This window comes from Micromonospora sp. ATLC16 (genome assembly GCF_057196645.1).
On record NZ_JBXUOW010000009.1, the window covers coordinates 1 to 25,819 of the forward strand.

The 25,819-nt window shown below is 69.7% G+C and carries 23 protein-coding genes; 10 read left to right on the forward strand and 13 right to left on the reverse strand.

From position 1 onward, the window contains the following. Window positions 1-409: 409 nt before the first annotated feature. Window positions 410-1,489, reverse strand: coding sequence for a trypsin-like serine peptidase (locus tag AC2CHE_RS05930; RefSeq protein ID WP_484503876.1), 1,080 nt, complete (start codon window positions 1,487-1,489; stop codon window positions 410-412). Window positions 1,490-2,288: 799 nt separating this feature from the next. On the opposite strand from AC2CHE_RS05930, the gene AC2CHE_RS05935 reads away from it, so the two are divergent. The 6 genes from AC2CHE_RS05935 to AC2CHE_RS05960 all read left to right on the forward strand — a co-directional run bounded on the left by AC2CHE_RS05935 (window position 2,289) and on the right by AC2CHE_RS05960 (window position 8,560). Continuing rightward, window positions 2,289-3,926: a lectin gene (locus tag AC2CHE_RS05935; protein WP_484503877.1), complete on the forward strand. Its 1,638-nt coding sequence runs from the start codon at window positions 2,289-2,291 to the stop codon at window positions 3,924-3,926. Between the two features lie 137 nt (window positions 3,927-4,063). Then, window positions 4,064-4,423, forward strand: a complete 360-nt coding sequence (locus AC2CHE_RS05940) for a hypothetical protein (RefSeq protein ID WP_484503878.1) — start codon at window positions 4,064-4,066, stop codon at window positions 4,421-4,423. 153 nt (window positions 4,424-4,576) lie between these two features. After that, entirely contained in the window at window positions 4,577-5,785 is a 1,209-nt protein-coding gene (locus AC2CHE_RS05945) for a cation:proton antiporter (protein WP_484503879.1), read from the forward strand. Between the two features lie 143 nt (window positions 5,786-5,928). Further along, window positions 5,929-6,111: a hypothetical protein gene (locus tag AC2CHE_RS05950; RefSeq protein WP_484503880.1), complete on the forward strand. Its 183-nt coding sequence runs from the start codon at window positions 5,929-5,931 to the stop codon at window positions 6,109-6,111. A 473-nt stretch (window positions 6,112-6,584) separates the two neighbouring features. Then, window positions 6,585-8,351 (forward strand): thiamine pyrophosphate-dependent enzyme, encoded by a 1,767-nt coding sequence (locus tag AC2CHE_RS05955; RefSeq protein ID WP_484503881.1) that lies wholly within the window; start codon window positions 6,585-6,587, stop codon window positions 8,349-8,351. After that, window positions 8,348-8,560 (forward strand): hypothetical protein, encoded by a 213-nt coding sequence (locus AC2CHE_RS05960; protein WP_484503978.1) that lies wholly within the window; start codon window positions 8,348-8,350, stop codon window positions 8,558-8,560. The genes AC2CHE_RS05955 and AC2CHE_RS05960 overlap by 4 nt, the downstream gene beginning before the upstream one ends. A gap of 31 nt (window positions 8,561-8,591) precedes the next feature. On the opposite strand, the gene AC2CHE_RS05965 is transcribed toward AC2CHE_RS05960, so the two are convergent. The 3 genes from AC2CHE_RS05965 to AC2CHE_RS05975 form a co-directional block, all read right to left on the reverse strand. Then, window positions 8,592-9,311 carry a VOC family protein gene (locus AC2CHE_RS05965; protein ID WP_484503882.1) on the reverse strand — a complete coding sequence of 240 codons (720 nt, stop codon included), beginning with the start codon at window positions 9,309-9,311 and terminating at the stop codon, window positions 8,592-8,594. Between the two features lie 293 nt (window positions 9,312-9,604). Further along, window positions 9,605-10,522 carry a cytochrome c biogenesis CcdA family protein gene (locus tag AC2CHE_RS05970; RefSeq protein ID WP_484503883.1) on the reverse strand — a complete coding sequence of 306 codons (918 nt, stop codon included), beginning with the start codon at window positions 10,520-10,522 and terminating at the stop codon, window positions 9,605-9,607. Window positions 10,523-10,524: 2 nt separating this feature from the next. After that, window positions 10,525-11,115 carry a redoxin domain-containing protein gene (locus AC2CHE_RS05975; RefSeq protein ID WP_484503884.1) on the reverse strand — a complete coding sequence of 197 codons (591 nt, stop codon included), beginning with the start codon at window positions 11,113-11,115 and terminating at the stop codon, window positions 10,525-10,527. A 341-nt stretch (window positions 11,116-11,456) separates the two neighbouring features. On the opposite strand from AC2CHE_RS05975, the gene AC2CHE_RS05980 reads away from it, so the two are divergent. From AC2CHE_RS05980 to AC2CHE_RS05995, 4 genes are all read left to right on the forward strand, one after another. After that, on the forward strand, window positions 11,457-12,170 hold the full coding sequence (locus AC2CHE_RS05980) for a hypothetical protein (RefSeq protein WP_484503885.1): 714 nt from the start codon (window positions 11,457-11,459) through the stop codon (window positions 12,168-12,170). A gap of 483 nt (window positions 12,171-12,653) precedes the next feature. Continuing rightward, window positions 12,654-13,427, forward strand: a complete 774-nt coding sequence (locus AC2CHE_RS05985; protein ID WP_484503886.1) for a (Fe-S)-binding protein — start codon at window positions 12,654-12,656, stop codon at window positions 13,425-13,427. Window positions 13,428-13,444: 17 nt separating this feature from the next. Beyond that, window positions 13,445-14,854: a lactate utilization protein B gene (locus tag AC2CHE_RS05990; protein WP_484503974.1), complete on the forward strand. Its 1,410-nt coding sequence runs from the start codon at window positions 13,445-13,447 to the stop codon at window positions 14,852-14,854. Further along, window positions 14,851-15,447: a LutC/YkgG family protein gene (locus tag AC2CHE_RS05995; RefSeq protein ID WP_484503887.1), complete on the forward strand. Its 597-nt coding sequence runs from the start codon at window positions 14,851-14,853 to the stop codon at window positions 15,445-15,447. Before AC2CHE_RS05990 ends, AC2CHE_RS05995 begins: the two co-directional genes overlap by 4 nt. Window positions 15,448-15,489: 42 nt before the next feature. Here the strand turns inward: AC2CHE_RS05995 and AC2CHE_RS06000 are convergent, their stop codons facing one another. The 9 genes from AC2CHE_RS06000 to AC2CHE_RS06040 are packed head-to-tail and all read right to left on the reverse strand — an operon-like array spanning window position 15,490 to window position 25,802. Further along, entirely contained in the window at window positions 15,490-16,344 is an 855-nt protein-coding gene (locus AC2CHE_RS06000; RefSeq protein WP_484503888.1) for a TylF/MycF/NovP-related O-methyltransferase, read from the reverse strand. Between the two features lie 29 nt (window positions 16,345-16,373). Further along, window positions 16,374-18,254 carry a hypothetical protein gene (locus tag AC2CHE_RS06005; RefSeq protein WP_484503889.1) on the reverse strand — a complete coding sequence of 627 codons (1,881 nt, stop codon included), beginning with the start codon at window positions 18,252-18,254 and terminating at the stop codon, window positions 16,374-16,376. Then, window positions 18,251-19,465: a glycosyltransferase family 4 protein gene (locus tag AC2CHE_RS06010; RefSeq protein WP_484503890.1), complete on the reverse strand. Its 1,215-nt coding sequence runs from the start codon at window positions 19,463-19,465 to the stop codon at window positions 18,251-18,253. Before AC2CHE_RS06010 ends, AC2CHE_RS06005 begins: the two co-directional genes overlap by 4 nt. A gap of 10 nt (window positions 19,466-19,475) precedes the next feature. Continuing rightward, complete coding sequence (locus AC2CHE_RS06015) at window positions 19,476-20,411, reverse strand: glycosyltransferase family 2 protein (RefSeq protein WP_484503891.1); 936 nt, start codon at window positions 20,409-20,411, stop codon at window positions 19,476-19,478. After that, window positions 20,411-21,721 carry an O-antigen ligase family protein gene (locus AC2CHE_RS06020; RefSeq protein ID WP_484503892.1) on the reverse strand — a complete coding sequence of 437 codons (1,311 nt, stop codon included), beginning with the start codon at window positions 21,719-21,721 and terminating at the stop codon, window positions 20,411-20,413. Before AC2CHE_RS06020 ends, AC2CHE_RS06015 begins: the two co-directional genes overlap by 1 nt. Continuing rightward, on the reverse strand, window positions 21,718-22,878 hold the full coding sequence (locus tag AC2CHE_RS06025; protein ID WP_484503893.1) for a glycosyltransferase: 1,161 nt from the start codon (window positions 22,876-22,878) through the stop codon (window positions 21,718-21,720). Before AC2CHE_RS06025 ends, AC2CHE_RS06020 begins: the two co-directional genes overlap by 4 nt. Continuing rightward, complete coding sequence (locus AC2CHE_RS06030; RefSeq protein ID WP_484503894.1) at window positions 22,871-24,217, reverse strand: glycosyltransferase family 2 protein; 1,347 nt, start codon at window positions 24,215-24,217, stop codon at window positions 22,871-22,873. Before AC2CHE_RS06030 ends, AC2CHE_RS06025 begins: the two co-directional genes overlap by 8 nt. Then, entirely contained in the window at window positions 24,214-25,068 is an 855-nt protein-coding gene (locus tag AC2CHE_RS06035) for a class I SAM-dependent methyltransferase (protein WP_484503895.1), read from the reverse strand. Before AC2CHE_RS06035 ends, AC2CHE_RS06030 begins: the two co-directional genes overlap by 4 nt. Further along, window positions 25,068-25,802 (reverse strand): class I SAM-dependent methyltransferase, encoded by a 735-nt coding sequence (locus AC2CHE_RS06040; protein ID WP_484503896.1) that lies wholly within the window; start codon window positions 25,800-25,802, stop codon window positions 25,068-25,070. Before AC2CHE_RS06040 ends, AC2CHE_RS06035 begins: the two co-directional genes overlap by 1 nt. Window positions 25,803-25,819: the final 17 nt, after the last annotated feature.

Genomic DNA, 25,819 nt, shown 5'->3' on the forward strand with positions numbered 1-25,819 from the left:
CAGGCCCGCGGACCCAACATCGATCGCCGCACCTACAAAGCCACCACCAGCATCGACGTCATCACCAGCGACCCTTGACCAACCAGCCGCCGCCCTAACTGAACGGCGTTGGAACTAGTAGTGCTTTGTCGTGATCGTGGTTGGCGCGGGGTTTTCGTCTGGTGGGGAGGCGGGTTTGTAGGTGGGGCACGCGCCACCGGCCAGGAGGGCTTGCATCCGTGGCCCGCTGCACCAACTGCTGCGCGAACTCCACTTCCGCAACCGACGGCTGCGGAAGTGGAGAAACGTTTTCCTTGTCTGCCGTGACGTGGTCCTTTGCGGACAGGATCAACGTCCGGTTTAACGGACCACACCCAGGTCAAACACGGAGATCAATGCGATCCCCGACATGTCTTCCACCGGACATCGGTCAGTGAGTGGCGGTGAAGTTGTACAACTCCGACGCGGTGTCGTCGAAATAGGGTGACCACCACAAGGTCGGTGCCGCGTACGAGTTGAGCGTGCTGTTGACCCCGTTGAGGTAGCCCCAGTTCCCATCCCAGTTGATCAACCATGGCCCGCCGCTGGCGCCTGCGGTCAGGTCGCAGTTGATGCGGATCCGCGCCCCGGACTGGGTCGAGTTGCCGCTGCACCTCATCAGGTTTCCGCCATCGAACGGCGCGCCGCTCGGGTAGCCGAAGTTGTTGATGCCGACCGTGAAGCCCTGGTGCGTACGGAAGCCGTGGCCCCCGAACTGGTTCACGATGTGGACGCCGTTGCGGGTGTTCATGATGGCCACGGCCATGTCGGCCTCCCAGTTGGAGTTGTCGATCCAACTGCTCCAGGTCCACAGCTCGCGGGCCGTCCAGGTGCCGTGCGGCCGAGGGTTGGCCAGGTCGTCGTCGTACGCCGGGACGAACGACCAGTTGGTGGCGAGACTGCTGCCGGGGCCGCCGTGGATGCAGTGGCCAGCCGTCCACACGGTGTTGAAGCCGACCGAGTTGATGACCGCGCCGGAGCAGACCCACGATCCGCCGTCCATGTTGAAGAAGACCTTGCCGTTGGACCGGGCGGTCGGGTGGTTGGAGCCTAGGTTCGGGTTGATGGCCTGTGTGGACATGCCCGATGTGCCCATCAGGCCCGCCACCGGAGGCACATCCACCGGCCTGGACCGGCTGGTCGGTGCGGCAGACGAGGTCCCTCCACTCTGGGTGAAACGCCGTGCCGCCGCCTTGTACGAGGGAGACTCCTCGACGGGCCTGGCGTTGCGCATCCGCTCGGGCGTCCAGTACGCCTCGATCGCCGCGTCGGCAGTCACCTGCGCGCCGTGCCGCTGCCTGCCGGCCGCCCACGCCTCGGCGCTGACGGCCGTGCCCACCTGACGGATGCTGTCACCGTCGGCCTGCGGAGCCGCCTGCGCCGGCTGGCCGACGGTCAGCAGCGGCAGGGCCAGGGCCAGGGCCAGGATGGGGTACGTTAGGCGCCGACCACCGACTGTTCTTGCTCTCATCGACCATCCCTCTTCCCGGGTTGTGTGAGATGCCGGGGATTGCCCCGGTCAATTTCGGTCCTTGGACGACTGGTTGTGCGGCCATCCTGGACCAGGTTGGACACCGTTGGATCGCCGCTGTCGACAAACAGACAGACGTTCGTCGATGTGTTACCGATCCGAAGTCGCCGATCAGCCGTCGTTGTCGTGACCCCGTCCGGTGGTCCCGATGTCGGCAAGCGCATCGATGAGAAAAGACGAGACTGGGCTACCCGCCCTGTGCTCCTCCACAGAGGCCAATCACCCCGACAGCCCCAGCTCAAGCGGTTGTCCGTCGAACACGCAATGGCGTGTGCCTGTTGCGTCAGGAAGGTGGTTACCGCCTGTCGGAAGTCGTGCGGGTTCTCGACCCACGGCAGGTGGCCGCAGCCGGCGAGGCTCACCCGTCGACTGTTTGGCAGCGCTTCGTGCAGCGAGTCGACGGCCCCGCGGGGGCGGGGGCGCGGGGGGCGCTGCTCGGAGGCCGCGCATGACCACGCACGGTCCGGTGCTGCCGATCTGGAGCTGCGGCGGATGCGGGCTGTGATGCGCCCTGGCCCTGCCGCACGCGGCAGCGCGAGCTACGCGCCGAGTACAGCGACGGGTCGCACAAGTGGATCCCGCCGGACCTCCACGCCGGTGCGGCTCGCATTCTTAAGCTTCCTTGAAGTTCGACCGCTCAGCTTGATGATGACAAACCGGCTTACTAACCTCATCCAGTCCGGATCATCCCCATCTCTGCGATCCGGGCGAACAGCCCCTGAGGAAAGTTGCCACCTTGATGAAACTGTCCCGCCGCACCCTGCTCGGCTCCGCGATGGCTGGCGCTACGGCCACCGTCGCAGGGGTCTCCTTCGACGCCCTCGCGGCCGGTCCCGCCGCTGCTGCTGTCAGCCCGCCGGGAGATGTTGTCGGCAAAGTCACCGTCGGCTACCAGGGCTGGTTCACCGGCGCTGGCGACGGGAGCCCGCTGTCGGGCTGGTGGCACTACGGCCAGGACTGGCAGAAAATCCCCTCGCCGGTCAACGAGGCGCTCAAGTCGTGGCCGGACGTGCGCGACTACGACCGGGTGTACAAGACCGGCTACCAGAACCTGGGTAACGGGCAACCCGCGTCTTTGTTCTCGTCCTACGATCAGCAGACCGTGGACACCCACTTCCGCTGGATGCAGGAGAACGGGCTGGACACCGCCGCGCTGCAGCGCTTCAACCCGGTCGGCGGGGAAGGCCCGATCCGCGACGCCGTCACGATCAAGGTCCGCAACGCGGCCGAAGAGTTCGGGCGCAAGTTCTACATCATGTACGACGTCAGCGGCTGGACGGACATGCAGCAGCAGATCAAGGACGACTGGACGAGCAAGATGAAGGCGTACACGGCCTCCCCGGCGTACGCGAAGCAGAACGGCAAGCCCGTCGTCGGCATCTGGGGGTTCGGCTTCAACGACACCAACCACCCGTGGAGCGCTCCGGTCTGCCTGGACGTCATCAACTGGTTCAAGGCGCAGGGCGTGTACGTCATGGGTGGTACGCCGACGCACTGGCGCAAGGGCGACAGCGACTCGCGGCCCGGTTTCTCCGACGTCTACCACGCGTACGACATGATCTCGCCGTGGATGGTGGGCCGGATCGGCGACGCGGCCGCGTCGGACTGGTTCTACACGAACGTCACGGTGGCCGACGTGCAGGACTGCGTGGCGCACGGCATCGACTACCAGCCGTGTGTGCTGCCCGGTGATCTCCAGGAGCGCCAGCGCGCCCACGGCGACTTCATGTGGCGGCAGTTCTACAACGTGATCAGGGCCGGCGCACCGGCGATCTACATCTCGATGTTCGACGAGTACAACGAGGGCAACCAGATCGCCAAGACGGCCGAGAGCATGGACTTCGTCCCGGTCGGCTCGAAGTTCCTGCCGTTGGACGAGGACGGCACCAGGTGCTCGGCGGACTACTACCTGCGGCTCAGCGGTGACGGTGGTCGGATGCTCAAGGGCGCGATCGCGTTGACCGCCGCACGACCGACGGCACCGGTGGTCGGCGTCGCTCCGACCCCGCCCGCCGCCGTCGGCCTCAGGTCCCGGGCCAACGGCCGTTTCGTCGGAGGCTCGCCGTTGGTCGCCTCGCTGACGTCGGCGTCGGAGAAGTTCACCGTCGTCGACGCCGGTGGCGGTCTCGTGGCCCTCCGATCCAGCCAGACCGGTAAGTACGTCTGTGCGGAGCAGGCCGGCGCGGCGGCGCTGGTGGCCGACCGCGACGTGATCGGCGGTTGGGAGACGTTCACGCGGGTGGCGAACCCGGACGGCAGTGTCAGTTTCCGCAGCAATGCGAACGGCATGTACGTCTGCGCCGAGGACGCCGGCGTCGGGGCGCTGATCGCGAACCGCGCGGCGGTCGGCCCGTGGGAGTCCTTCGACCTCGCCTAGGCGGGATGAGCAGGCCGGTTGACCGGGCCGGGGCCTCACTCGCAAGTTGACGTGGATTGCCGGCGAGGGTGGGCCTCGTCGGTAGTGCCGACAATTGCGGGAGGCCCCGGCTGCGGCAGTTGCCGGCGCCAGTGGCGGTGGCGTATGAGGACGGCCCGAACGGGTTTGGTCTGGCTCGGCAACTGGACGCGGCTGGGGTGTTCCTGGCCTACGCCACCCCGCACGCTCGGGCGCTTCTCGCCACAGAGCTGCCGTTTCTGTGGCATCCGTTCCTACATCAATACGGCACGAACGCGGCGGTGCCCGATGAGGGGCCGTACCGGGTTAGCGTACGGATCGCCCCGGCGGGCTTCATGCGCCACGATCCGGTCAACGGCCGCCGGTACGCCGAGCCGGTGGAGGCGCATTTCGAGAACGTCGGGCTGACGATCGGACGCAAGCCGAGCCCGGATGCCGAGCCGCGTGGGGCGGAGGCTCCCACGGCCTTCGGCGTCTGAGGTAGGAGTCTGGCGGGAGCCGGTGACGACGCCGGCCGCATGGCAGATGTGCGGGGTCAGCCGCCGCAGGCGCGCGGTCCGGCGCTCGGCGTGGCGGCGAATCAGCTGCCTGCCGGTGTGTGGCCGGTCGGTTCGGGTACGCGCGAGGTCGGTATGAGGCCCCTCCTGCTCGCCTATGCCCTCGTCGGGGGGCTCGGTGTCCTGCTCGCCTTCTGGTCGAGTGCCATCCGGCGGACCGTGCTGTCCGAGCCGCTGCTGGCGCTGTGCCTGGGGGTGCTGGCGGGCCCGGTGCTCGGTCTTGTCGACGTCGCCGATCAGTTGGACGCCGAGCTGATCCGTGAGGTGAGCCGGGCGTTGCTGGCGGTGTCGCTGATGGCGGTCGCCCTGCGTTTCCCGCTTTCCGACTACCGGGCCGTCCTGCGGCCGGTGCTCGTGCTGCTCTCCGCCGGCATGGTCGGGATGGCGCTGCTCAGCACCGGACTGTCCTGGCTGATGCTCGGCCTACCGCTCAGCCTCGCGGCGCTGCTCGGCAGCTGCCTGACTCCCACCGACCCGGTCCTGGCCTCCGGCATCGTCTCTGGGGGGCCGGCCGAGCGGCAGCTGCCCGACCGGCTCCGACAGGTGATCAGCGGCGAGTCCGGCGGAAACGACGGTCTCGCCTTCCCCCTGGTCGTCCTCGCTCTGGCCGGTGTGGGGGCGAAGCCGTGGACTGACCAGGTGACGTCGGCGTTGTGGGGCGTGGTCGGGGCGGTGGTGGTGGGCGTCCTGTTCGGGTTGCTGGCCGGTCGGGCCGTACGCGCGGCCAGCCGCCGGGAGACTCTCGACAGAGGTTCGCTGGTGATTTTCGCCGTCCTGCTCGGCATCGCCGCACTCGGGGTCGCGCGGGTATTCGAAACTGACGGCATCCTGGCCGCCTTCGTCACCGGGCTGGCCTACAACCGGATCATCGGCAATCAGCCGCGCATCGCCGAACAGACGCTCGACGACTCGTTGACCCGCTACCTGGTGCTGCCGCTGTTCTTCCTGCTCGGTGCCGAACTACCCTGGCGCGACTGGATCGACCTGGGCTGGCGGTTGCCGCTCTTCGCCGTCGCGGTGCTGCTTCTGCGGCGGCTGCCGGTGGTGCTCGCGCTCAAGGCGCCGCTCGGGTTGCGCTGGCGGGAACTGGTTTTCCTCGGCTGGTTCGGCCCGATCGGCGTCTCGGCGCTGTTCTACCTGACCTTCAGCGTGGATGAGGGCGCCGAGGACCCGCTGCTCTGGGTCGCCGGCAGCTTCGTCGTGGCCCTGAGCGTTCTGGTGCACGGCGTCACGGCGATGCCCGGCCGGCGCTGGTACGCCGCCAGCGGCCGACGCGTGGACTGACCTGACCTGGCTGCGCCCGGCGGCCACCCGCCGGTGGCCGGCGGGAGCAGGCCGGCCGTGATCGATCCCTACCGGTCCGGACCGCTGAGGCGTTTCGTGGCTGGCGGTTCGGGTAGCCGGCGGCGTTCGGAAGGTGGTGGCAGGTGAATCTCGGCAAGCTTGGTGACGTGGTGGTGGGCACGGCAGGCGACGTTGCCGGCAGCGTGGTGGATCCGAAGGCGGGGGTCGGCAAGCTACGTTCGGCGATCACCCCGCGCGTCGTGGTCACGCTGGCCGCCGGGCTGCTTCTGGGCTACCTGTGGGCCAGGTCCAGGCGCGGTGGTTGAGACCGTTCAGGCACGGACCCGCCTGGCGGCCTGCTCGTCGCCGACGCGTCGTTCCCACCTGCTGCTCGACAAGCCCCGTGACCACCCGATCCGCACGGGCGTCGGCCTGGCCGCCCGGTGTCGGCGCCGGCAGCGGCACCGCGACACCAGCGGGGATGGGCCACGGCCGGGATGAACGGCGTCAGTGCGCTGATCGGCGATCGTGGGACGGTTGCCCAGCGCCCCGGACGCGAGCTACTTGTCCGGCGCGGCGCACCTGGCCGTGCTGGAAAGCCAGGGCCAGCTTTCGGTGCTGCCCCGAAGAGAGCACGGATGACGGCGGCCCGAGTTCACCCGGCCGCTTCGGTTTGCCGGCCCGATGGCAGGGTAGACGCGGCCCCGTCCGTATTCGTCCGTTATGCCCGAAGTGGTGTGTAGGCCCGCGGGTGCGCGGCGCCGGACGAGGCTGGGCGGCCCGGAACGAGGAGGACGACATGCAGGAGATCGTGGGCGAGAGCCTGGCCCGACGGCTGGTGGAGTGGGGGGTCGACACCGTGTTCGGCCTGCCCGGCGACGGCATCAACGGTCTGATGGAAGGGTTCCGCCGGCAGCGGGAGAAGCTGCGGTTCGTGCTGGTGCACCACGAGGAGGCAGCAGCCTTCATGGCCACCGGTTACGCCAAGGCCACCGGCCGGCTCGGCGTGTGCGCGGCCACCTCGGGGCCGGGAGCGATTCACCTGCTCAACGGGCTCTACGACGCCAAGCTCGACCACGTGCCGGTGCTGGCGATCACCGGCATGCAGGAGACCTCGGTGCTGGGCTCGCACTACCAGCAGGAAGTGCACACCACCCAGCTGTACCAGGACGTGGCCACGTACAACCTGATGGTCACCAACCCGCAGCAGATGCCGGCGGTGGTGGACCTGGCGATCCGCACCGCGTTGAGCAGGCGGACGGTGGCGCACCTGACCTTCCCCAACGACGTGCAGGTCGCGCCCGCCGTCCAGGACCCGTACCGGCATGTCAGCCCCGGCAAGCCGCCGATGAGCGCCGCGGTGGTGTGCCGGCCGCAGTTGCCACCGGATCCGCGGGAGTTGGCCAAGGCGGCCGAGGTGCTCAGGGCCGGCCGGAAGGTGGCCATGCTGGTCGGGGTCGGCGCCCGCGGTGCCCGTGACGAGGTGCTCGCGGTGGCCGAGGCCCTGGCCAGCCCGATCGTGAAGACGCTGCCGGGCAAGTCGGTGGTGCCCGACGACCATCCGCTGACCACGGGCGGGCTCGGCCTGCTCGGTACCGCGCCGAGCGAGAAGCTCATGGAGGAGTGCGACACGCTGCTGATGGTGGGCACCTCCTTCCCGTACGGGAAGTACCTGCCCTCCCCGGGGCAGGCGAAGGTGGTGCAGATCGACGTCGATCCGAGCCTGCTCGGGATGCGGTTGCCGGTCGAGGCGCCGGTCTGCGCGGATGCCCGGTTGGCGCTGCGGGATCTGCTGCCGATGCTCGACCATCGTCCGGACCGCTCGTTCCTGGAGAAGCGCCAGCGCGAGATGGCCGCCTGGCGTTCCGACATGACCAGCCTGGTGGACCCGCACCGGTCGCCGATCGCGCCGCAGTACCTGATCGGCTGCGTCGACTCCGCCGCCGCCGACGACGCCATCCTCACCTGCGACTCCGGAACCATCGCCACCTGGTCGGCCCGCCATTGGACGATCCGCGGCGGCCGCGAGTTCTACCTGTCCGGCAACCTGGCGACGATGGCCCCGGGGCTGCCCTACGCCATCGCCATGCAGCACGCCTATCCCGGCCGGCAGGTGATCGCCTACGTCGGTGACGGCGGGTTCGCCATGTTGATGGCCGAGTTCCTCACCGCGGTCCGGCACGAGTTGCCGATCAAGGTGGTGATCAACAACAACAACTCGTACGGGCAGATACTCTGGGAGCAGATCATCCTCGGCTATCCGGAGTACGCGGTGCGGCACCGGCAGCCGGAGGCGGACTTCTCCGCCTGGGCGCGTGGCTGCGGCGCGTTCGGCATCAAGGTGACCGACGCGAAGTCCGTGCCGGGGGCCGTCCGGGAGGCATTGGCGTATCCCGGTCCGGCACTGGTGGACTGCGACGTCAACCCGAACGAGCCACCGATGCCGGGCAAGGTCAAGTACGACCAGGCGAAATATTTCACCGAGGCGTTCCTGCGCGGCCAGCCGAAAAAGATGGCGACGCTGGCCACCGTGGCCCGGGACAAGATCAACGAGTTGCGACCATGACCGAGGCGTTGCCCGCACCGGTCCTGCGGCCACCCGAACCGGCCCACGATGTCGACCTGGCGGCGCTCGCCGCCGACCTGCGGGCGGAGGTCGACGGCGAGATCCGCTTCGACGCCGGCTCCCGCGCCGCCTTCGGGCCGGATGAGCGAGCCCTGAGTCGCCCACGCGCGACCCGTGAAGCATTGGATCAAGCTGGCGTCCTGTCGTAGCCGAGGCGAGGGAGGGCGTTCGTCTGGTGAGTCACCGTAGTGCTGCCGCGAGGTCGGCGGCGTTGTCGAACGCGGGTGCCGCTCTTTCGGATTCGTCTTCCGTGAGCGTGACGGACTGGGCGCGGGCCAGCATGTCGGCCGCGGTCTTGGCATCGTGCAGCACCATCGCGAGTTCGGCGCGGTAGACCAGGACCTCTACCTGCTCGACGGGGTCGTCGTCGGCTTGTGGGCGGGCCAATGCGCTGTCGAGAATCCGGACGGCCTGTCCGGCGTTTCCTCTGGAATCGGCCTGCACGACAGCATTGGCCAGGGCCTTGGCCAGCCGCCCGGCAGGAGTGGTGGCCGGCATGGGCGCGGTGGGGGCGTCCCGGAAGACGCGGATCCAGTTGCCGCCCGGGTCGATGACGCTGAACCCGCCCAACCCGTCGGCGTTCTTCCGCGCCCGAGGCCGGGTCATCCGCGGCGTACCGGACACCAGGACCTTGCCGTACGCGGCACGCATGCCTGCGGCAAACGCTGAGTGCATTCCTTCGATGTCCGCGGTGAGGACGAGACAGGAGCCGTAGGACTGCTCCGGGTCGAACCCGGCGATTTCGAAGAACTGTAGGTGCAGGTCTTCCCGCTGCACCCCCACACACGGGTTCGGCTTGTGTTGCTTGTACGTGGTGCGGAAACCGAGGACTCCGTAGAAGGTTTCGATGTCGTCAACGGATGCGCATGGCAGCAGGGGAACGGTCCGCTCGTTGGTCATGCCTCCTTCCTAGACGTCGTAGGGTGTCCGTCGCCCATGGGAATAGCCGATCATCGCCGCCGGCCACCCGATCGGCCGATGTGATCCAGAACGCAACACCTCCCAGCCGAGCCATCGGCGGTGCCGCCAGTGACGCTTCCAGACGGAGCCGCCCTCGGCCATCTTGCTGGTGCCGTACTCCTTGACCTGCAGGGTGTCCACATCTCAGGGGGAAGCCCACCGCATCCATGACCCCACCGACCGGTCAGGCCGCGCGTGACGTCACGGTGCCTGCGGGTGCAGCAGACTCGTACTCATGCCCGCTCGTCCGACGAACGGTCAGGCCCCGCCGGGCGTGCGACGGCCCGGCGGGCAGGTAGCCGATGCCGGTGCCGCAGGGTGACTCCTGCGGCCAGGGCGAGCAGCGCCAGCACCGCCACCGCGACCGTCCACGGACCCAGCTCTGCCAGCCAAGTGCTGACCGCTGTCTGGACGGTGCCCGCCGCTTCGATGATCGGGTCGTCCACAGCACCGCGACCGGAGAAGGTCCGCACCTCGTACCAGCCGTACCAGGCCACGTACCCGCCGGTGACCACCAGCAGCAGCCCGGCGATCCGCCCGAGCAGCGAGTAGGCCCGGCGGGCGCGGCGCACCAGCGACTCACGGGCCAGCGCGACGGCCAGCGCGGCTGCCCCCACCGCAAGCCCCATACCGAAGGCGTACGCCACGAACAGGGCGACGCCGGACGGGGCGGATCCGGCGCGGAAAGCGGCGACCACGACGGCGAGGAACGGGCCGATGGTGCATCCGAGCGACGCGATCGCGTAGGCCGCACCGAACAGCACCATCGAGCCGAAGCGCCGGCGGACCTCCGGCCCGGTGGCCAGTTTCGGCGTGAAGGTGGGCAACTGGCGCCCCGCCAGTAGCCAGCCGCCGGCAGCCACCAGGGCGAGCCCGATGAGGATCGACACCCAGGGCAGGTGACGGGCGACCGCGTCCGCCGCAGGGGCGGCGAGCAGCCCGAACGCGCCGAACACCGCGACGAAACCGAGCGTCATGGCACCGGTCAACGCGACCGCCCGAGCGACGGACGCAAGCACGTCCCGTTCGGCTGAGGGCTCGTCACCCAGCACCAGCATCGACAGGTACGCCGGTAGCAGCGCGAAGCCACAGGGGTTGACCGCGGCCAACAGCCCGGCGCCGACGGCGAGGCCGTACGGAGTGTCTGTCATGGTCAGCTCAGACCGGTGACCCGCTTGCGCAGGTCCTGCTGCGACAGTGGTCCCGAGTGCACGACAGTGCCGGCGGAGTCGAGCAGCACATACTGCTCCTGGCTGGTCACCTCGAAGCGGCGCCACACCTGACCGTCGTCGTCGGCCAGGTTCGGGAAGCGCTCGATTCCGGTCTGCTTCGCGAACCGTCTCATCGCCTCGTCGCCGCTGCCGAGCCCGGCCACGCCGATCACGTTGACCCGGCCTGCGTTGTCCCGCTGTACCGCGGCGACCTCGTCGGCCACGCCGCGGCACCGGCTACACCAGGCCGCCCAGAACCACAACACCGCCGGCTTGCCGACGAGGCTGCTACCCGCGAAGTTCTCACCGTCGATCGTCCGGGCACTGAACGAGAGCGCCTGCGGGACCGTCGCTTCCGCCCCGCTGCTCGCCGTCGGCGCGGCGGGACCGGACGGTGTCGGCTGGGCCGCCGCGCTCGGCCCGGCAGTCGTGCTCGTCGAGTCGGTGGGTGGCTCTGTGCCACCGCAGGCGGTCAGGGCGAGGACGGCCGCGGTGAGGGCGGCGACGGCGGGGGCGGTACGGATGCCGGGCATGATCGGATGCTAGCCCGGCCACCGGCTCGGGCGGCCTTACGAGCTCCTTACGGGCGGCGTATGTAGTGGAACTTGCCCGTCCGGGGTCGCTCGGCAGGGCCGGCGGCGGGCAGGGCGGACGCGCCGAGCCGGGTGACGTCGATGACGCCGCCTGGCAGCAGGTGCGCGGGGTCGGGTCGGCAGGGAGGTCGCCCGGGGCGCCGGCTGACGGGGTTGCCTGTTCGTGCCGACCGCAGGTCTGTCCATCGCTCGCAAGTTCAGGGACTCCTCAGCACCCCCGCGGTACGAGGGACCTCCGACGCACTAGCATTGCTGGGGTCCAGCGGCTGAAACGAGGCAAGATGCGTTGGCTCCGGCAGTTGCTGGGTGGCAAGCGGGTTCAGCTGGATCCAGCGCGGCAGCAGGCACTGCTGCGGGATGTCTGGCACCGATACGGTGTCGGCTCGCCGGTCCGGTTTTCGGAGCAGGTCGAAGCGATCACCCGGATGCTGGACGACGACGACGGCCTGGTGGCGGCGGCCTGGATGGTGACCGCGTTCGCCGACGAGGCCCACGCGGACCTGCAGGCCCAAGCCCACGACGTGCACCGACGCACGGGCCGGCGGCTCTTGGTGGACCGCCGGAGCTACCGGCCGCTGTGGCGGGAGGCTGGGCCGGCGCTGCGGTGGCCACTGTTCGCGCTGCCGGGCGGGCTTCATCCGTACGTGCAGGTGAGCGCCGCCGTCGCAGTGGTCGGCAGCCGTGCGCCCCGGCTCGGCCAAGTGACCGACCCGGTCCTTCTCCTGGCCCGCGTGTTCGAGGTGCTCGATCTCACCGTCATCGGCTGGGAGTACGGCCAGGTGCGGGTGGACAGCGATGGCGCAGCCCTGGCCGATCGACTGATCTCGACCGCCGGGCAGGTTCTCGCCGCCATCGACGATCCGCCCCGGCTGCCGCCTCCGGTCCGCGAGGCGATGCGCCGCAACAACACCCTCGACGTCCACGATCCAACGGGCCCTCAGGTGGTCGGCGGCATCAACCTGGGCGCGCGGATGCGGGAGAGTCTGCTGGTGTAACACCGGAGTGAAGCCGAGCGGGGGCTGAGCACCCGGCTCGGCCTTCGCCGCCTCCAGCCGGGCCAGAGGTGTACCCGGAACCGCTCGATCCGGCCCGCGCCATCCGGCGGTGCCGTTGCGGCGTTGGGCAGGTCCAGCATTGGTTGCCGGAGTACGAGGACGACTACGCCGACGAAGAGCCCGGCACGGCCCGGCCTGAGGATGGGAAACCCGGCGCAGACCAGGTGCTCGACGACTTCGGTGATGAGCAGCGGGCAGCAGTCACCGAGAACGCGTTCGGGCTGGCCCGCGATCCGGAGCGCCTCGCCTCGGCGGTATTCGCGACCAGACACCGCTGGTGCATGCCCGGACCACCGGTGTGGTCGGTGGTGACCATGCTGCGTTGCGGCGGCCGGTGCGGCAGACTCAGTGGATCGTGCGCTACGACCCGGGGGGTGGGGTCCGTGGCGGTGCGGGCAGCCGAGCGGCGGGTGGAGGTGTGGTGTGCGGATCGCTTTGTTCGTGACGTGTCTGGCGGACACCCTGTTTCCGGAGGCGGCGAAGGCGACGGTGCGACTGCTGGAGCGGTTGGGTCATGAGGTGGTGTTTCCGTCGGGGCAGACGTGTTGTGGGCAGATGCACGTCAACACCGGCTACCAGGCACAGGCGGTGCCGTTGGTGCGTAGGCATGTGCGGACCTTCGATCCGTATGACGTGATCGTGGCGCCGTCGGGGTCGTGTGTCGGGTCGGTGCGGCATCAGCACGCGATGGTGGCGCGGCGGGCCGGTGACGAACGGTTGGCGTCGCGAGCCGAGTCGGTGGCGGTAAGGACGTACGAGTTGTCCGAGCTGCTGGTGGATGTGTTGGGGGTGACCGATGTGGGGGCGTTCTTTCCGCACCGGGTCACGTATCACCCGACCTGTCACTCGTTGCGGATGCTGCGGGTGGCCGATCGGCCGGTGCGGCTGTTGCGTGCGGTGCGGGGGCTTGATCTGGTGGAGCTGCCGGCGGCGGAGCAGTGTTGCGGCTTCGGGGGGACGTTCGCGGTGAAGAACGCGGACACATCGAATGCGATGTTGGTGGACAAGGTGCGGCATGTGGTGTCCACGGGTGCGGAGGTCTGCACGGCAGGGGACGCGTCGTGCCTGATGCACATCGGCGGTGGGTTGTCCCGGTTGGAGGCCGGGGTGCGGACGGTGCATCTGGCCGAGATCCTGGCCTCGACCGAGTCCGACGTCGTCGCGGACGAGCGGGGCGGTTTGGTGGTGGGGTCGTGAGGCGGACGTTTCTCGGCATGCCGGTGACCGCTCCGCCGGGCGTGGGGCAGCTGCGTGGCGCGGAAGCCTTTCCGGACGCTGCCCGACGGGCGCTGAGCGATGCGCAGTTGCGCCGCAATCTCGGGCATGCCACGGCGACGATCCGGGCGAAGTCAGCTGGTGTGATCGCCGAGGTGCCGGACTGGGAGCAGTTGCGCGCGGCCGGTAGCGCGATCAAGGCCGATGTGCTGGCCCGGCTGCCGGAGCTGCTGGAGCAGTTGGAGGATCGGGTGAGCGCGGCCGGGGGAGTGGTGCACTGGGCCGCCGACGCCAACGACGCCAATCGCATCATCGTCGACCTGGTACGGGGCACCGGCAGTGACCGGGTGATCAAGGTCAAGTCGATGGTGACGCAGGAGATCGGTCTCAACGAGGCGCTTGAAGCGGCCGGGATCGCGCCGGTGGAGACTGACCTGGCCGAGCTGATCGTGCAGTTGGGTGAGGATCGGCCGAGTCACATTCTGGTGCCGGCGATCCACCGTAACCGGGCCGAGATCCGGGACATCTTCCTGCGGGCGATGCCGGGGGTGGATCCGGGGTTGACCGACGAGCCGGCGGTCCTCGCGGCGGCGGCGCGTCGGTTTCTGCGGCAGACGTTCCTGTCCACGCCGGTGGCGGTGTCCGGGGCGAACTTCGCGGTGGCGGAGACCGGCACCCTGGCGGTGGTGGAGTCCGAGGGCAACGGACGGATGTGTCTGACCCTGCCGCGCACCCTGATCACGGTGATGGGTGTGGAGAAGGTGGTGCCGACCTGGCGGGACCTGGAGGTGTTTCTGCAACTGCTGCCCCGGGCCTCGACCGGGGAGCGGATGAACCCGTACACGTCGATGTGGACCGGTGTCACCCCGGGCGACGGGCCGCAGGCGTTTCATCTGGTGCTGCTGGACAACGGTCGCAGCGCGGTGCTCGCCGACGAGGTGGGCCGGCAGGCGTTGCACTGTATCCGCTGCTCGGCGTGTCTGAACGTGTGCCCGGTGTACGAGCGCACGGGTGGACACGCGTACGGGTCGGTGTATCCGGGTCCGATCGGTGCGGTGCTGTCGCCGCAGTTGACGGGGGTGGCCGATAACGCGTCGCTGCCGTACGCGTCATCGCTCTGCGGGGCCTGTTACGACGCCTGCCCCGTGAAGATCAACATTCCGGAGTTGTTGGTGCACCTGCGCGACCAGGCGCCGCATTCGCGTGGTGAGTCGACCGTGATGGCCGCCGCCGCGTACGCCATGGACCACCCGGCACTGTTCGCGGCGGCGCAGCGCGCGACCCGGCTGAGCCGGCTGACCGGCCGGCGTGGGCGGGGCCTGCCACCGTCGCTGTCCGGCTGGACCGCCAGCCGTGACCTGCCCGAGGTGCCGGCGCAGACCTTCCGGCAGTGGTGGGCGCAGCGGTGACCGCCCGGGAGACCATCCTCGCCCGGCTCCGCGCCGCCCTCGACCCCGCTCCGGCACCGGTCGAGGTGGCACGCGACTACCGACGCGACGGCCCGGTCGACCTCGACCGGCTGGTCGACCGGCTCACCGACTACCGCGCCCACGTGCACCAGGTCGCCGAACCGGCCGTCGCCGACACCATCGCCGGCATCCTGCCGACCGCCGCGAGCGTCGTCGTGCCTCCGGGGCTGCCGCCGGCCTGGCTACCGGCGACCGTGACCGCCGAGGCCGACGACAACCTCGACAACGCCGCGATCGCCGCCGCCGACGGCGTGATCACCGCCGCCGCCGTCGCCATCGCCGACACCGGCACCGTCATCCTCGACGGCTCGCCCGACCAGGGACGCCGTGTGCTGAGCCTGCTGCCGGACCTGCACATCTGCGTGATCCGCACCGCACAGGTGGTCGCCGGCGTGCCCCAGGCCCTCACCCGGCTCACCCCGCACCGACCCCTGACCTGGATCAGCGGCCCGTCCGCCACCAGCGACATCGAACTCAACCGCGTCGAAGGCGTCCACGGCCCTCGCACCCTGCACATCATCCTGCTGCCGTGAGTTCGCCCCAGCGCCCGGCCGCGTCGATACCGGAGTGAGGATTCAGGTTGTCCGCTGCCAGTACCGGCAGGTCCAGTCGACCTGGTGAAGCTCGTCGGTGATCCCGAACTCGGCGCGGAAATCGTCGACCGCCTGTTTGCAGCCGCGCACCGCATGGTAGTCATCCACGATCACATAACCGCCCACGGACAACTTCGGATAGAGGCTGCGCAGCGCCACCATGGTCGAGTCGTAGAGGTCGCCGTCGAGTCGGATGAGGGACAGCCGATCGACCGGTGCGGTGGGCAGTGTGTCGTCGAACCACCCGGGCAGGAAGTGGACCCGGTCGTCCAGAAGCCCGTACCGGCGGAAGTTGTTCTTGACCTGGTCGAGCGAGACGGCGAGAAAGGGTTGGGCCCAGAGCGCATCCTCGACGTCCTCGGTCCGATGCGGTTCGGGCTTGGGCAGGCCGCGGAACGAGTCCGCCACCCAGACCGACCGGTTCGGCTCGCCGTAGGCCTGCAGCATGCCCCGCATGAAGATCACCGCGCCGCCCCGCCAGACCCCGGTCTCGATCAGGTCGCCCGGTACGTCTCGTCTGAGCACGTCGCGAAGGCATAGCTCCAGGTTGTCGAGACGACGCAGACCAATCATCGTGTCCGCCTCCGGGGGCCAGTCCCGGCCGTTCGCGCGCGCGTCCGGGTCGAACGGGAACTTCAGGACGAGTTCCAGCCCACGGTGTTGCAGCACATGCTTGTACCGGTTGTACAACCGGCCGTGCAGGGAGGCTGGTCGCGGCTGGTAGGGCATCCACGTCTCCTGGAAGACGTATCGGGTGAGTGCCTTCTTCAGCAGGTCGCAGTACATGGCACGGGGATCACTGAGGGTGGGCGGCAGGGGAGTGAGTGTCTCGCTCATCGGCTACTCCTTTGACGTGGTATGTCGGTTCAGTTGATTGGCCAGCGGTAGCGGCCGGTCGACGCGTGGTGGTCGTCGAGGTCGGTGAGGGCCTCGTTGGAGATGTGTGGGGTGACGCTGCCGTTTCGGGTGTGCTGGTCCGGCACGGGCTCAACTGGCTGCGGTCCGGCACCTGTCCGGTAGGTGCGACCGGACCTCTCGGTTCGGGCCGCCAGGGGGCGGCCCAGCGCCGATCCGGCCGCCTCTCGGCCACCGGCGATCAGCGGGGTGGACCAAGCGACCCCGTCGTCGATCGGGGAAACCGTTCCCGCGACACGCCATCGCGCCGAGGCGTTCTCCCGGTGGTGCGGCTGCCGTGGCGGCAGCGGCGGAAGGTGGTCGACCGGGACTGTCGTGTCGCCGCTCGGCGCGGGAGTCGGGGCAGGGCCTGCGGCTGCTGTCGCGGTGCGGTTGTCCGCCGCCGCCGCCGCCGTCGAGTCGATCGTCCGGTGCTGTCCGCCTGGCGCGGCCTCTCGGCGCTGGTGGGAGCGTGGCTCGCGATCCGCAGACCGCCGCTGTCTGTACGGGGTCGTCGCGCCCGGAGTGGTGTGCAGTGCGCTCATGTTGTCGGCAGCGGGTTCAGTGGCCCGATCGATCGCCCCAAGGGCGACGATGCCGACCAGTGGGAGGTCCAACCGTCGCAACAAACGTGCCGCCCGCGTGGCCTCGGTCAACCGCGTGTCTCCCGCCGCCACCACGAGCAGTACCCCATCCACATGCCCGGCCAGTGCGGCGGTGTCCCAGCCGGCCAGCACCGGCGGCGCGTGCACGATGACACAGTCCTCGGTGTCGGCCAGCATGTCGAGCACCTCGCTGAGATCCCGCACGTGCTCGGTGGTCAGGCCGTCGCGTGGCTCGCTCGGTAGTACCGACAGCGTGGGAAGGTCGGGCAGGCGAGCGGGGGACTGCTGGCCTGCCTGGACCTGCTGCCAGGTGAACGAGGCGTCCGGGAAGTGTCCGGCGAGCACGGGGTCCCGCACCGCGCCCTCGACTATCGTGACCCGACGTTGATCGGCTGCCATCGAAAGGCCCAGAAGAGCGGTTACCAGAGCCGAGCCGTCGTCGTCGTTGGCACTTGTGACCAGCAGGCGTCGCTTCGCCGAATTGGTGAGCACACTCAGCGAGGAGACGGTGGCCCTGGTGGACACTGTGACGTCGCGGCGGGCCAGCAGCGCGGCGGCGTGGTGGCGGGCGAAACGCCTCGGCAGTTGCGGAAGGACACCGAGGACCGGCAGACCCAGACGCAGTTCCATCTGGCCGACGTCCCGCAGCCGACGGTCGAACCGGTCACGGAGTACCGACGCGCCCCAGCCGGCGAGCAGTCCGACGAGCGCTCCGAGTGCGCTGTTCATCAGCGGTTTGGGAGAGGCGGGTCGAGACGGTGGACTGGCTCTGTCGACCACTCGGGTGGTGACTACCGCGTCGCCGCCCAGTTCCAAGCGCTCCAACTGGCCGCCGAGGTTCTGGCTCACGGCGTTCGCCATCGCGGCGGCCCGGCCGGCGGCGGTCGCCTCGGCCCTGACCGTGACGATCTGCAAACCGGGCTCGAAGGTCCCGCTGACGCTGCCGATGACCGCCTGCTCGGGCAGTCCCAGGTCCCGTGCCGCCGCGACGGACACCTCCCGCGAGCCGATCAACTTGGCGACGGTGGGCGCGAGGTTCTGCGCGAGAGCGAGGCTCATCTCTGCGGGCCGGTCACCCTCGGGCGGGCTGGCCACGACCAGGACCGAGGCGTGTGCTTCGTACCGTTGCGGCAGCATCGGTGTCACCGCTTGGGCGGCGGCCAGCCCGGCGAGTAGACCGAACAGCGGAAGTCCGATCCTGCGCCAGGCTGTGTCTACCAGCTCGAAGAAGTCGACGGTACGCATCATGCGACCACCTTCCGACCCGCGTTGTCGCGGACCTGCTGACCGGCTCGTGCCGGGATGGGTACTGACATGCTCGTCTCGTGCAGCTGTCGCCAGATCTGAACGAGCCGGCCGGCGATCCGATCCCAGGCGAACTCGTTCGTCGCCCGGTGCAGCCCGGCGGCGGCAAGGTCGCGGGTGGTTTCCGGGTAGGCGCGCAGCATGCTGAGCCGTTCGGCGAGCGCGGCCGGGTCGCCGGCGGGAAAGACCAGCCCGGCGTTCCCGATGACGTACGGGATCTCACCGACATCACTGCCGACCACCGGAACGCCGCAGGCCATGGCCTCGATCAGCACCCGGCCGAACTGCTCGCGCAGCGGGATGCCGACCCACGGCAACACGTTTCGCTGCACGATTTCCAGTGCGGGCAGCGCCAGCACACTCATCTGCGTGAGCAGTTCGGGTAGCTCGGCGTGGCCCGTCCAGTGGTGCCGCCGGATGCGTCCGGGGCGACGCCGGGCGGCCCGTTCGATGTCGGCGGTCAGGCTGCCGTCGCCCACCAGCAGCACGTCGCAGTCGGCGAGTTCAGCCGCGCGCAGCAGGTCGAGCACGCCCTTGTGCGGCTCGAAGCGGCCCACGAAACCGACGGTGAAGGGCCGAACATCGGCGGCCTCGGCTCGCGGTCGGAAGGTCGTGGTGTCGACGCCGAGGGGAATGTTTGTCGTCGCGCCCCGGTAGCCCTTGACCCGCAGCACCTGCCGTGCCGCTGGCGTGATCGGCAGGATCATGTCGACCTCGCGGTACGCGTATCTCTCAAGCAGGGGAAACGGCATGGGGAAGCGGGTCACCACGTTCTGCGCCGCGTACAGCGTCGTCGGCACTGCCGGCCAGTGCCGACGACGCGTCCGCAGCACCTGCCAGGTCGACAGGTACGCGGCCTCACCGATGATGTGCACCACGTCCGGTGGAGGCGACAGCGGCGGGCCACCTCGTTCGGCGAACCGCACCATCACGGAGGCCATGTGGCCTGTTCTGGCCTCACCCAGGCGGTGCGGTAGCACCCGCGAGTGGAAGTTGGTATGCCGCTGCCCGAGCCGGTCGAACTCGCGACGCGTGGCTGGCGACACGTCGGAGGCGAGCACGGTGAGTCGGACGTCGGGTCGTTCGCAGAGCGAGTTGAGCAGGTCGGTCCAGTGCTCGGTACGAGCCCCCACCGCCGTGATCAAGACATGCATGAGTGATTCCTCAAACGTGGATTCGGGTGATCGCGATGCGACCCACTCGGGTCCAGGCACGCATCCGCGCGATGCCGGCACGCGGTTGCAGCGACAGTCGTACGGTGGCCAGAGCGACCCCCAGCACCGCCCGGAGCAGGACGACGACCCGGACCGCCCGTCGGGACCGGGGCCGGTGGCGGCCGAAGAAGACGAACATGCTGCGGTAGAGGTGGGGCCAGACCCAGGCCGGGTCACTACTGCTCGCTCCGCCGCTGTGGACCGCCGTCACCTGCGGGAGATACACCACGTCGGCGCCGTGACAGCGGGCCTGAAGACACAACTCCTCGTCCTCGTAGTACATGAAGTACGCCTCGTCCAGCCCGCCGACGGCGGTGAACAGACTGGTGCGGACGGCGAGGCACGCGCCGGAGACCCAGTCGACCGGGGCCGGGAGAGCACCGCGCAGGCACACGTCGTACGCCTGTCGGCGGTGCCGTCCAGCCAGCCAGCGACGTACCGGCACCGGCACCAGTACCCCCCCGAACCGGCTGGCCACCACCGTGGTCAGTGTTTCGAAGGGGTGGGCGCTGACCGCCACCCGGCCGTCGGCGTCAAGCAGTCGTGGCCCGGCGATGCCGATCTCCGGTCGGTCGAGCACAGTCTCGACGAGTGCCCGGGTGGTCTCGGGCGGAACCACGCAGTCGGGATTGACCATCAGCAGGACGTTGCTACCTACCCCACGCGCGCCCCGGTTGACGGCGGCGGCGAAACCGACGTTGCCCTGCCCGACCAGCACGGTCACCTCAGGAAAGTGAGCCCGCACCATCTCCACGGTGCCGTCGGTCGAGCCGTTGTCGACCAGTCGTACCGGCAGGCGGGCCTGCCGTAGCGCGGTGAGCGCGGCGAGGATGTGTCCCCGAGAGTTGTAGGTGACGACGATCGCGGTCGCGTCGGGTTCGACCATCAGCGCACCGCCTCCGGAACGCGCACGGGCAGCCGTGGTCGGACGGGTGGAGGCTGTCGCACCTGTCCGGGAGGACGGGCGGTCAACAACGCCAGCGCGGGCAGCAATCCGAGTTCCCAGTGTCCGTCGCTCGGGGCCGCGAACACCGCGGCACCGAGGAACCCGCAGCACAGAGCCGCGAACGGGAGGGCCGGCCCGGCCGGGTCGGCAAGCCCGGCCCGGATCCCACGCAGTACCGGCCAGAGCACCAGGGCGAGGCCCACCAGTCCGACGTTCGCCAGCAGCGTCACGTAGAAGGCGTGGTAGACCGGCCCGACGTCGGTGAGGGCGAAGTCGGCCAGGTAGACATCGGTGGTCGACTGCCCGAGTCCCGCTCCCAGGACCGGTCGGTCGGCGAAGACGTCCAGACCGACCGACGACTCCGACGCGCGATAGCCGGCGGACTGTCGAAGCCCGATCGCGATTTCCTGCGCGCGTTCCCGTACGCCGGGCTGGAGCGCGAGCAGGGCGGCGACGACCAGTCCGACGGTGGCGGTGGCAGCCAGTCCGGTCCGCACCGCCCGCCTGCCGAAGATCAGCATGGTCAGCAGAGTGACCCCGGCTGCGAGCCAGATGCCCCGGTACGAGGCGAGCACCACGTCGATGGCGAAGAGCCCGGCGAGCAGCACCGCGGCGAGCCGGCGCCAGCCCTGGTGGTGACCGGCGAACCAGATCAGCATCGGGACCGCGAGCAGTGTGAGTAGGCCGCCGTGACGGCCAGGGACGGTCATTGAGATGGCGGCCAGCGCGGCCACCACGCCGACGTAGAGCAGCCCGGCGGCGGCCAGCCGGCGGTCGGTGGTGAGTGTGTGCGTGGCGAGGAAGAAGTACAGCGGGAGGATGGCGATCTGGTATGCGGCGACGACGACCTCGGTGGGTAGGTTCCCGACCGCGAGGCCGTAACAGGCGGCGGCGAGGGTCAGCCCGACCAGCAGCGTCATTCCGGTGTCGGCCGAGGTCCGCCGCCGTCCGGCCGAGATGCCGAGGGCGTACCGGATCAGCAGCGCGACCCCGCCGACGGCCAGCAACAGCAGGTGCGCGGCCACATAGGTGCGGACGTCGCCTCCGCCGACCAGACCGCCGGCCACCGCACCACCGACGATGCCGACCGGGAGCACGGCCCACGGCCAGAGCAGGAAGACGGCGAGGCCCACCAGCGCACCCGTGCCCGCCAGCGCCAGCACCCCCGGCAGCATGGTGGCCAGCGACACGGCGGCTCCGAGCGTGGCACTCACCGCCGCCACGCCGATGCCGACCGCGAGCCGGGTCATCGGAGCAGTCCCGCGAGCAGTTGATGCAGTTGCTCGCCCCGGACGGTCCAACTGTTCGCCGTCGCCACAGCCCTGCGGAGGGCGACCTGCTCCGGGTCGGTCGTCTCGGTCAGCGTCGCGGCGATCGCGGCGGCGAAGTCCTCGGCACGAGCCGCGAGACGGAGCACGCCGGTCAACCCGGTCAGCGCCGGCAACGGCGTCGCGACCACCGGTTTGCCGAGCGCCAGGTACTCGTAGCACTTCTTCGGGTGCACGTAGTCCACCAGACCGCCGAGGCGGTACGGGATCATGGTCACATCGCAGACGCGCAGTGTCGCGGGTAGTTCGGCGTAGGGGACGGGACCCGTGACCAGCACGTTGGTGAGGCCCGCGAGGGGCTTCCGGCCGGCGCGCGTGCTCGGTCCGATCAGCAGGAACGTCCAGTCGGGCCGGTTGCGTGCCACCGCGGCGACCAACTCGCCGTCGAAGGCCCGGGTGTCGATGGTGCCGGAGTAGCCGATCAGCGGCCGACCCGGCTCGACCGGTCGGGGAACGGTCGGGCCTTGCGGGGTGAAGTGTGCCGGGTCGCAGGCGTTGGGCAGCACCACAGGTGTCTGTCGGCTGGCCGGCATCCGCGCCGGCAGTGCGGCCGACGACGCCAGCACCAGGTCGGCGGCGGCCACCGCCCGACCGAGGTTCCGACGCAGGTGGCGCCGGTTCCAGCGGCGGGTGAAGGTCCAGTCGAGGTCGGTCGCGTCGTAGACGACCGCGGCGGTGTCGATCCGGCTGGCGCAGGCGGCGGCCAGGTCCTCGTCCAGCCAGACCAGGCTCACGCTCGCCGGGTCACGGCGTAGCCAGCGCCGTAACACGGCCACGGTCACTCGTCGGTTGATCGCGTTGGCCGCCGGCAGGTGCCGGCCGAGGGGAACCGCGGTGGGTAGCTCGGCGTGCCAGATGTTGTGTTCGACTCGGCGGACGGAGCTGCCCGTCCGGATTCGGAGCCCAGGCGGATCGACGAAGACCACCCGGTAGGTGGTGGCGAGCTGCCGTGCCATTGCGTGCTGGCGGTGCGCGCCGCCGTGCCAGGGGGTGGCGCTGAAGAAGATCACCCAGGTGGCGCTGCCGCTTACGGTGCGGGAAGCCCGCGTCGGGGATTCCCGGTCGCTCAGGTCAGTCATGGCCGACCCGCTGTCTGACCGGCACCGGGCGCGTCGTCGCGAGCACCTCGTCCTCACCGATCCGGCCGAGCACGGTCCGGGCGCCGGCGTCGTCGAGCCGGAGCAGCCGGGCTCCGGCCTGACGGTCGAGCCAGCGGCGTACGGCGGCGGCGGCGAACCGACGGTTTGCCGTGTCGATGGTCCGTAGGTGAGCGCCGAAGGGCAGCGGGGCTGGCGGGGCGAGGTGCCATGCTCTGTCGTCGATGCGGGTTACCCGGCTGCGCCAACGTGGACGTGGCGTTGGCGGGTCCACGAGCAGCAGGCGTTGTTCCGGGTCGCCGAGCAGCGTTTCGGCGATCACCGCTCGATCGGCCTCGGGGGAGGACGGTGTCCGGGTGAACACGATCAGCCAGTCCCGGATGTCACCGTCCGGCAGTGGGCCGACATCACCTCTAAGAGCGGCTCGCAGGTCGGCGAGGGTGAGCTGGGCGGTACGCCCGCAGCTGCGCTTCGCCGCATGGTCGGCCAGGACGACCAGCCGGAACAGCGCGACCCGGTGCCGAGGCTGGGTCATCCTCAGGTAGGTCACCAGGCTGCCGAGGAGGTGACGAAAGCGGATGGAGGGTCCAAGCAGCCGGCAGGAGGCGCCCCGAACGTGGGTCACCACGGCATCCGGGATCATCCACAACTGCTGGCCGGCCCGCTCCAGTTGCCGGGCCAGGATGGCGTCGTTCCAGTAGACCGGAAACCGCTCGTCGAAGATGTGGTCCGGCGCCAGCACGGCGCGGCGCAGCAGCATGCAGCTACCCGAGGCCAGCAGGCGTGGGCGGCTGAAGTCCTGGCCACGCATCTCGAAGGTGTGCAGCGCCCGACGGAAACCTGGGACTCGGCGTAGCGCGGTGACCAGCGCCAGGGACGCCAGGAACCTCGGCTGCTGCACGTAGTGCTGTTGGAAGGTGCCGTCGGGGTTGCGGTAGAGCGGGCTCACCCCGGCCGCTTCGGGGTGCTCGTTCAGGAACGACAGCATTGTGGAGAGCGCGCCAGGATGAAACGCCACGTCACTGTTGAGCAGCAGAATCAGTTCGCCGCGAGCCTGCCGGTACGCCTGGTTGACGGCGGGCGCGAAGCCGACGTTGCGGGTGTTGCGGATGAGGTGGACCCGGGGCCACCGGGCGAGCAGTTCCGCCGAGCCGTCGCGGGAGGCGTTGTCCACGGCCACCACCTCGTAGTCGAGATCGGGTGGCACGGTGGCCGCCAGTGTCTCCAGGCATTGCCGGGTCTGCTCCCGGGTGTTCCAACTCGTCAGCAGGATGGACAGGGACGGCGGCCCGAGCGCGCCTCCCCGCGGCTTGGCGCTCATCGGTTCACCGCCGTTAGCTCGCGGCGGGCGAAGACGCGGAGCAGGTCGCCGAGGAGTGGATGGCGCATCCGGGGCGACCGACTGGCGGCGACGTCGGCGACGAGAAGGTCGCGGGCCCGGCGCAGACGTGACATCGGCTGCCAGTAGAAGCGGGAGAAGACCGTGTCGTGCGAGACGACCTTGAAGCCGGTCTGGCACAGCAGCCGGCTGAGCGTGTCGGGGGTGAAGTGCCATCGGTGATATTGGGGTGCCACCGCCGGCCACTGCTGTCCGAGACGGGTGGCGGCGGCGGAGGCGATGTTCGGTACTTCGAGGGCCAGCCATCCGCCGGGCGTCAGCACGTTCCGTGCGGCGTGCAGGAACGTTCGTGGATCGTCGACGTGCTCCAACACGTGGAACGCGCAGACGACGTCGGCCTGTAGCGTTGCTGCGACCTGCTCGAAGTAGCCCTGTCGTACCGGCACCCGCAGCTGTTCGACGGCGAACTTCGCCGCCACCTGCGACACCTCCACTCCGGTCACCGTGAAACCGGCACGTTGGGCTGCTTCCAGGAAGTAGCCGCCCGCGCAGCCCGCCTCCACCAACACCGAGGGAGGCACCACCGTCGACAGCCACCGCAACCGCCGCCCCGCCTCGAACCGTCGCTGGCCGCTGGCAGCGAAGTAATCCTGGTAACCGTCGGTCAGGTAATAGGCTTCGTCATACAGTTCGTGCGGTGGTACCGCGATGTCCGCGGTCCAGAGGAATCCGCACTCGGTGCAGCGGCGCAGCATTCCATCCAGCGCCGGGTCGGGCCGGCCGTCGCGTCCGCACAGGCGGCAGGTGGTCAGATCATCGTTGCTGAGCTTCATCAGCCGCTCCATACATCTCGCGGTTTGCGGGCGATCACCCGCAGGAGGTCTCCCCGCCGCCGATGGGTCAGGCATGGCGAGCGCAGATCGATCCAGTCGGACGGAAGCAACCGTCGGGCGTGTCGCATGCGGTATCCGATCGGCATGTAGAACCGGAAGACCGTGGTGTCCTGCCGCACGACCTCGAATCCCTCGTTGGCCAGCAGCCGGGTCAGCGAGGTCGGGGTGAAGTGCCAGCGGTGGTACGCCGGTTGCAGGGCGGGCCATTGCTGTCCGAGACGGGTGGCGGCGGCGGAGGCGATGTTCGGTACTTCGAGGGCCAGCCATCCGCCGGGCGTCAGCACGTTCCGTGCGGCGTGCAGGAACGTTCGTGGATCGTCGACGTGCTCCAACACGTGGAACGCGCAGACGACGTCGGCCTGTAGCGTTGCTGCGACCTGCTCGAAGTAGCCCTGTCGTACCGGCACCCGCAGCTGTTCGACGGCGAACTTCGCCGCCACCTGCGACACCTCCACTCCGGTCACCGTGAAACCGGCACGTTGGGCTGCTTCCAGGAAGTAGCCGCCCGCGCAGCCCGCCTCCACCAACACCGAGGGAGGCACCACCGTCGACAGCCACCGCAACCGCCGCCCCGCCTCGAACCGTCGAGGTGTGCTGCGGAAGTAGTCCTCGTAGCCGCCGCCGGTGAAGTAGTCCAGGTCGTACCGGGCCGGGCCGGCGGTCGGATCGGGCACCGTCCAGCCAAGCCCGC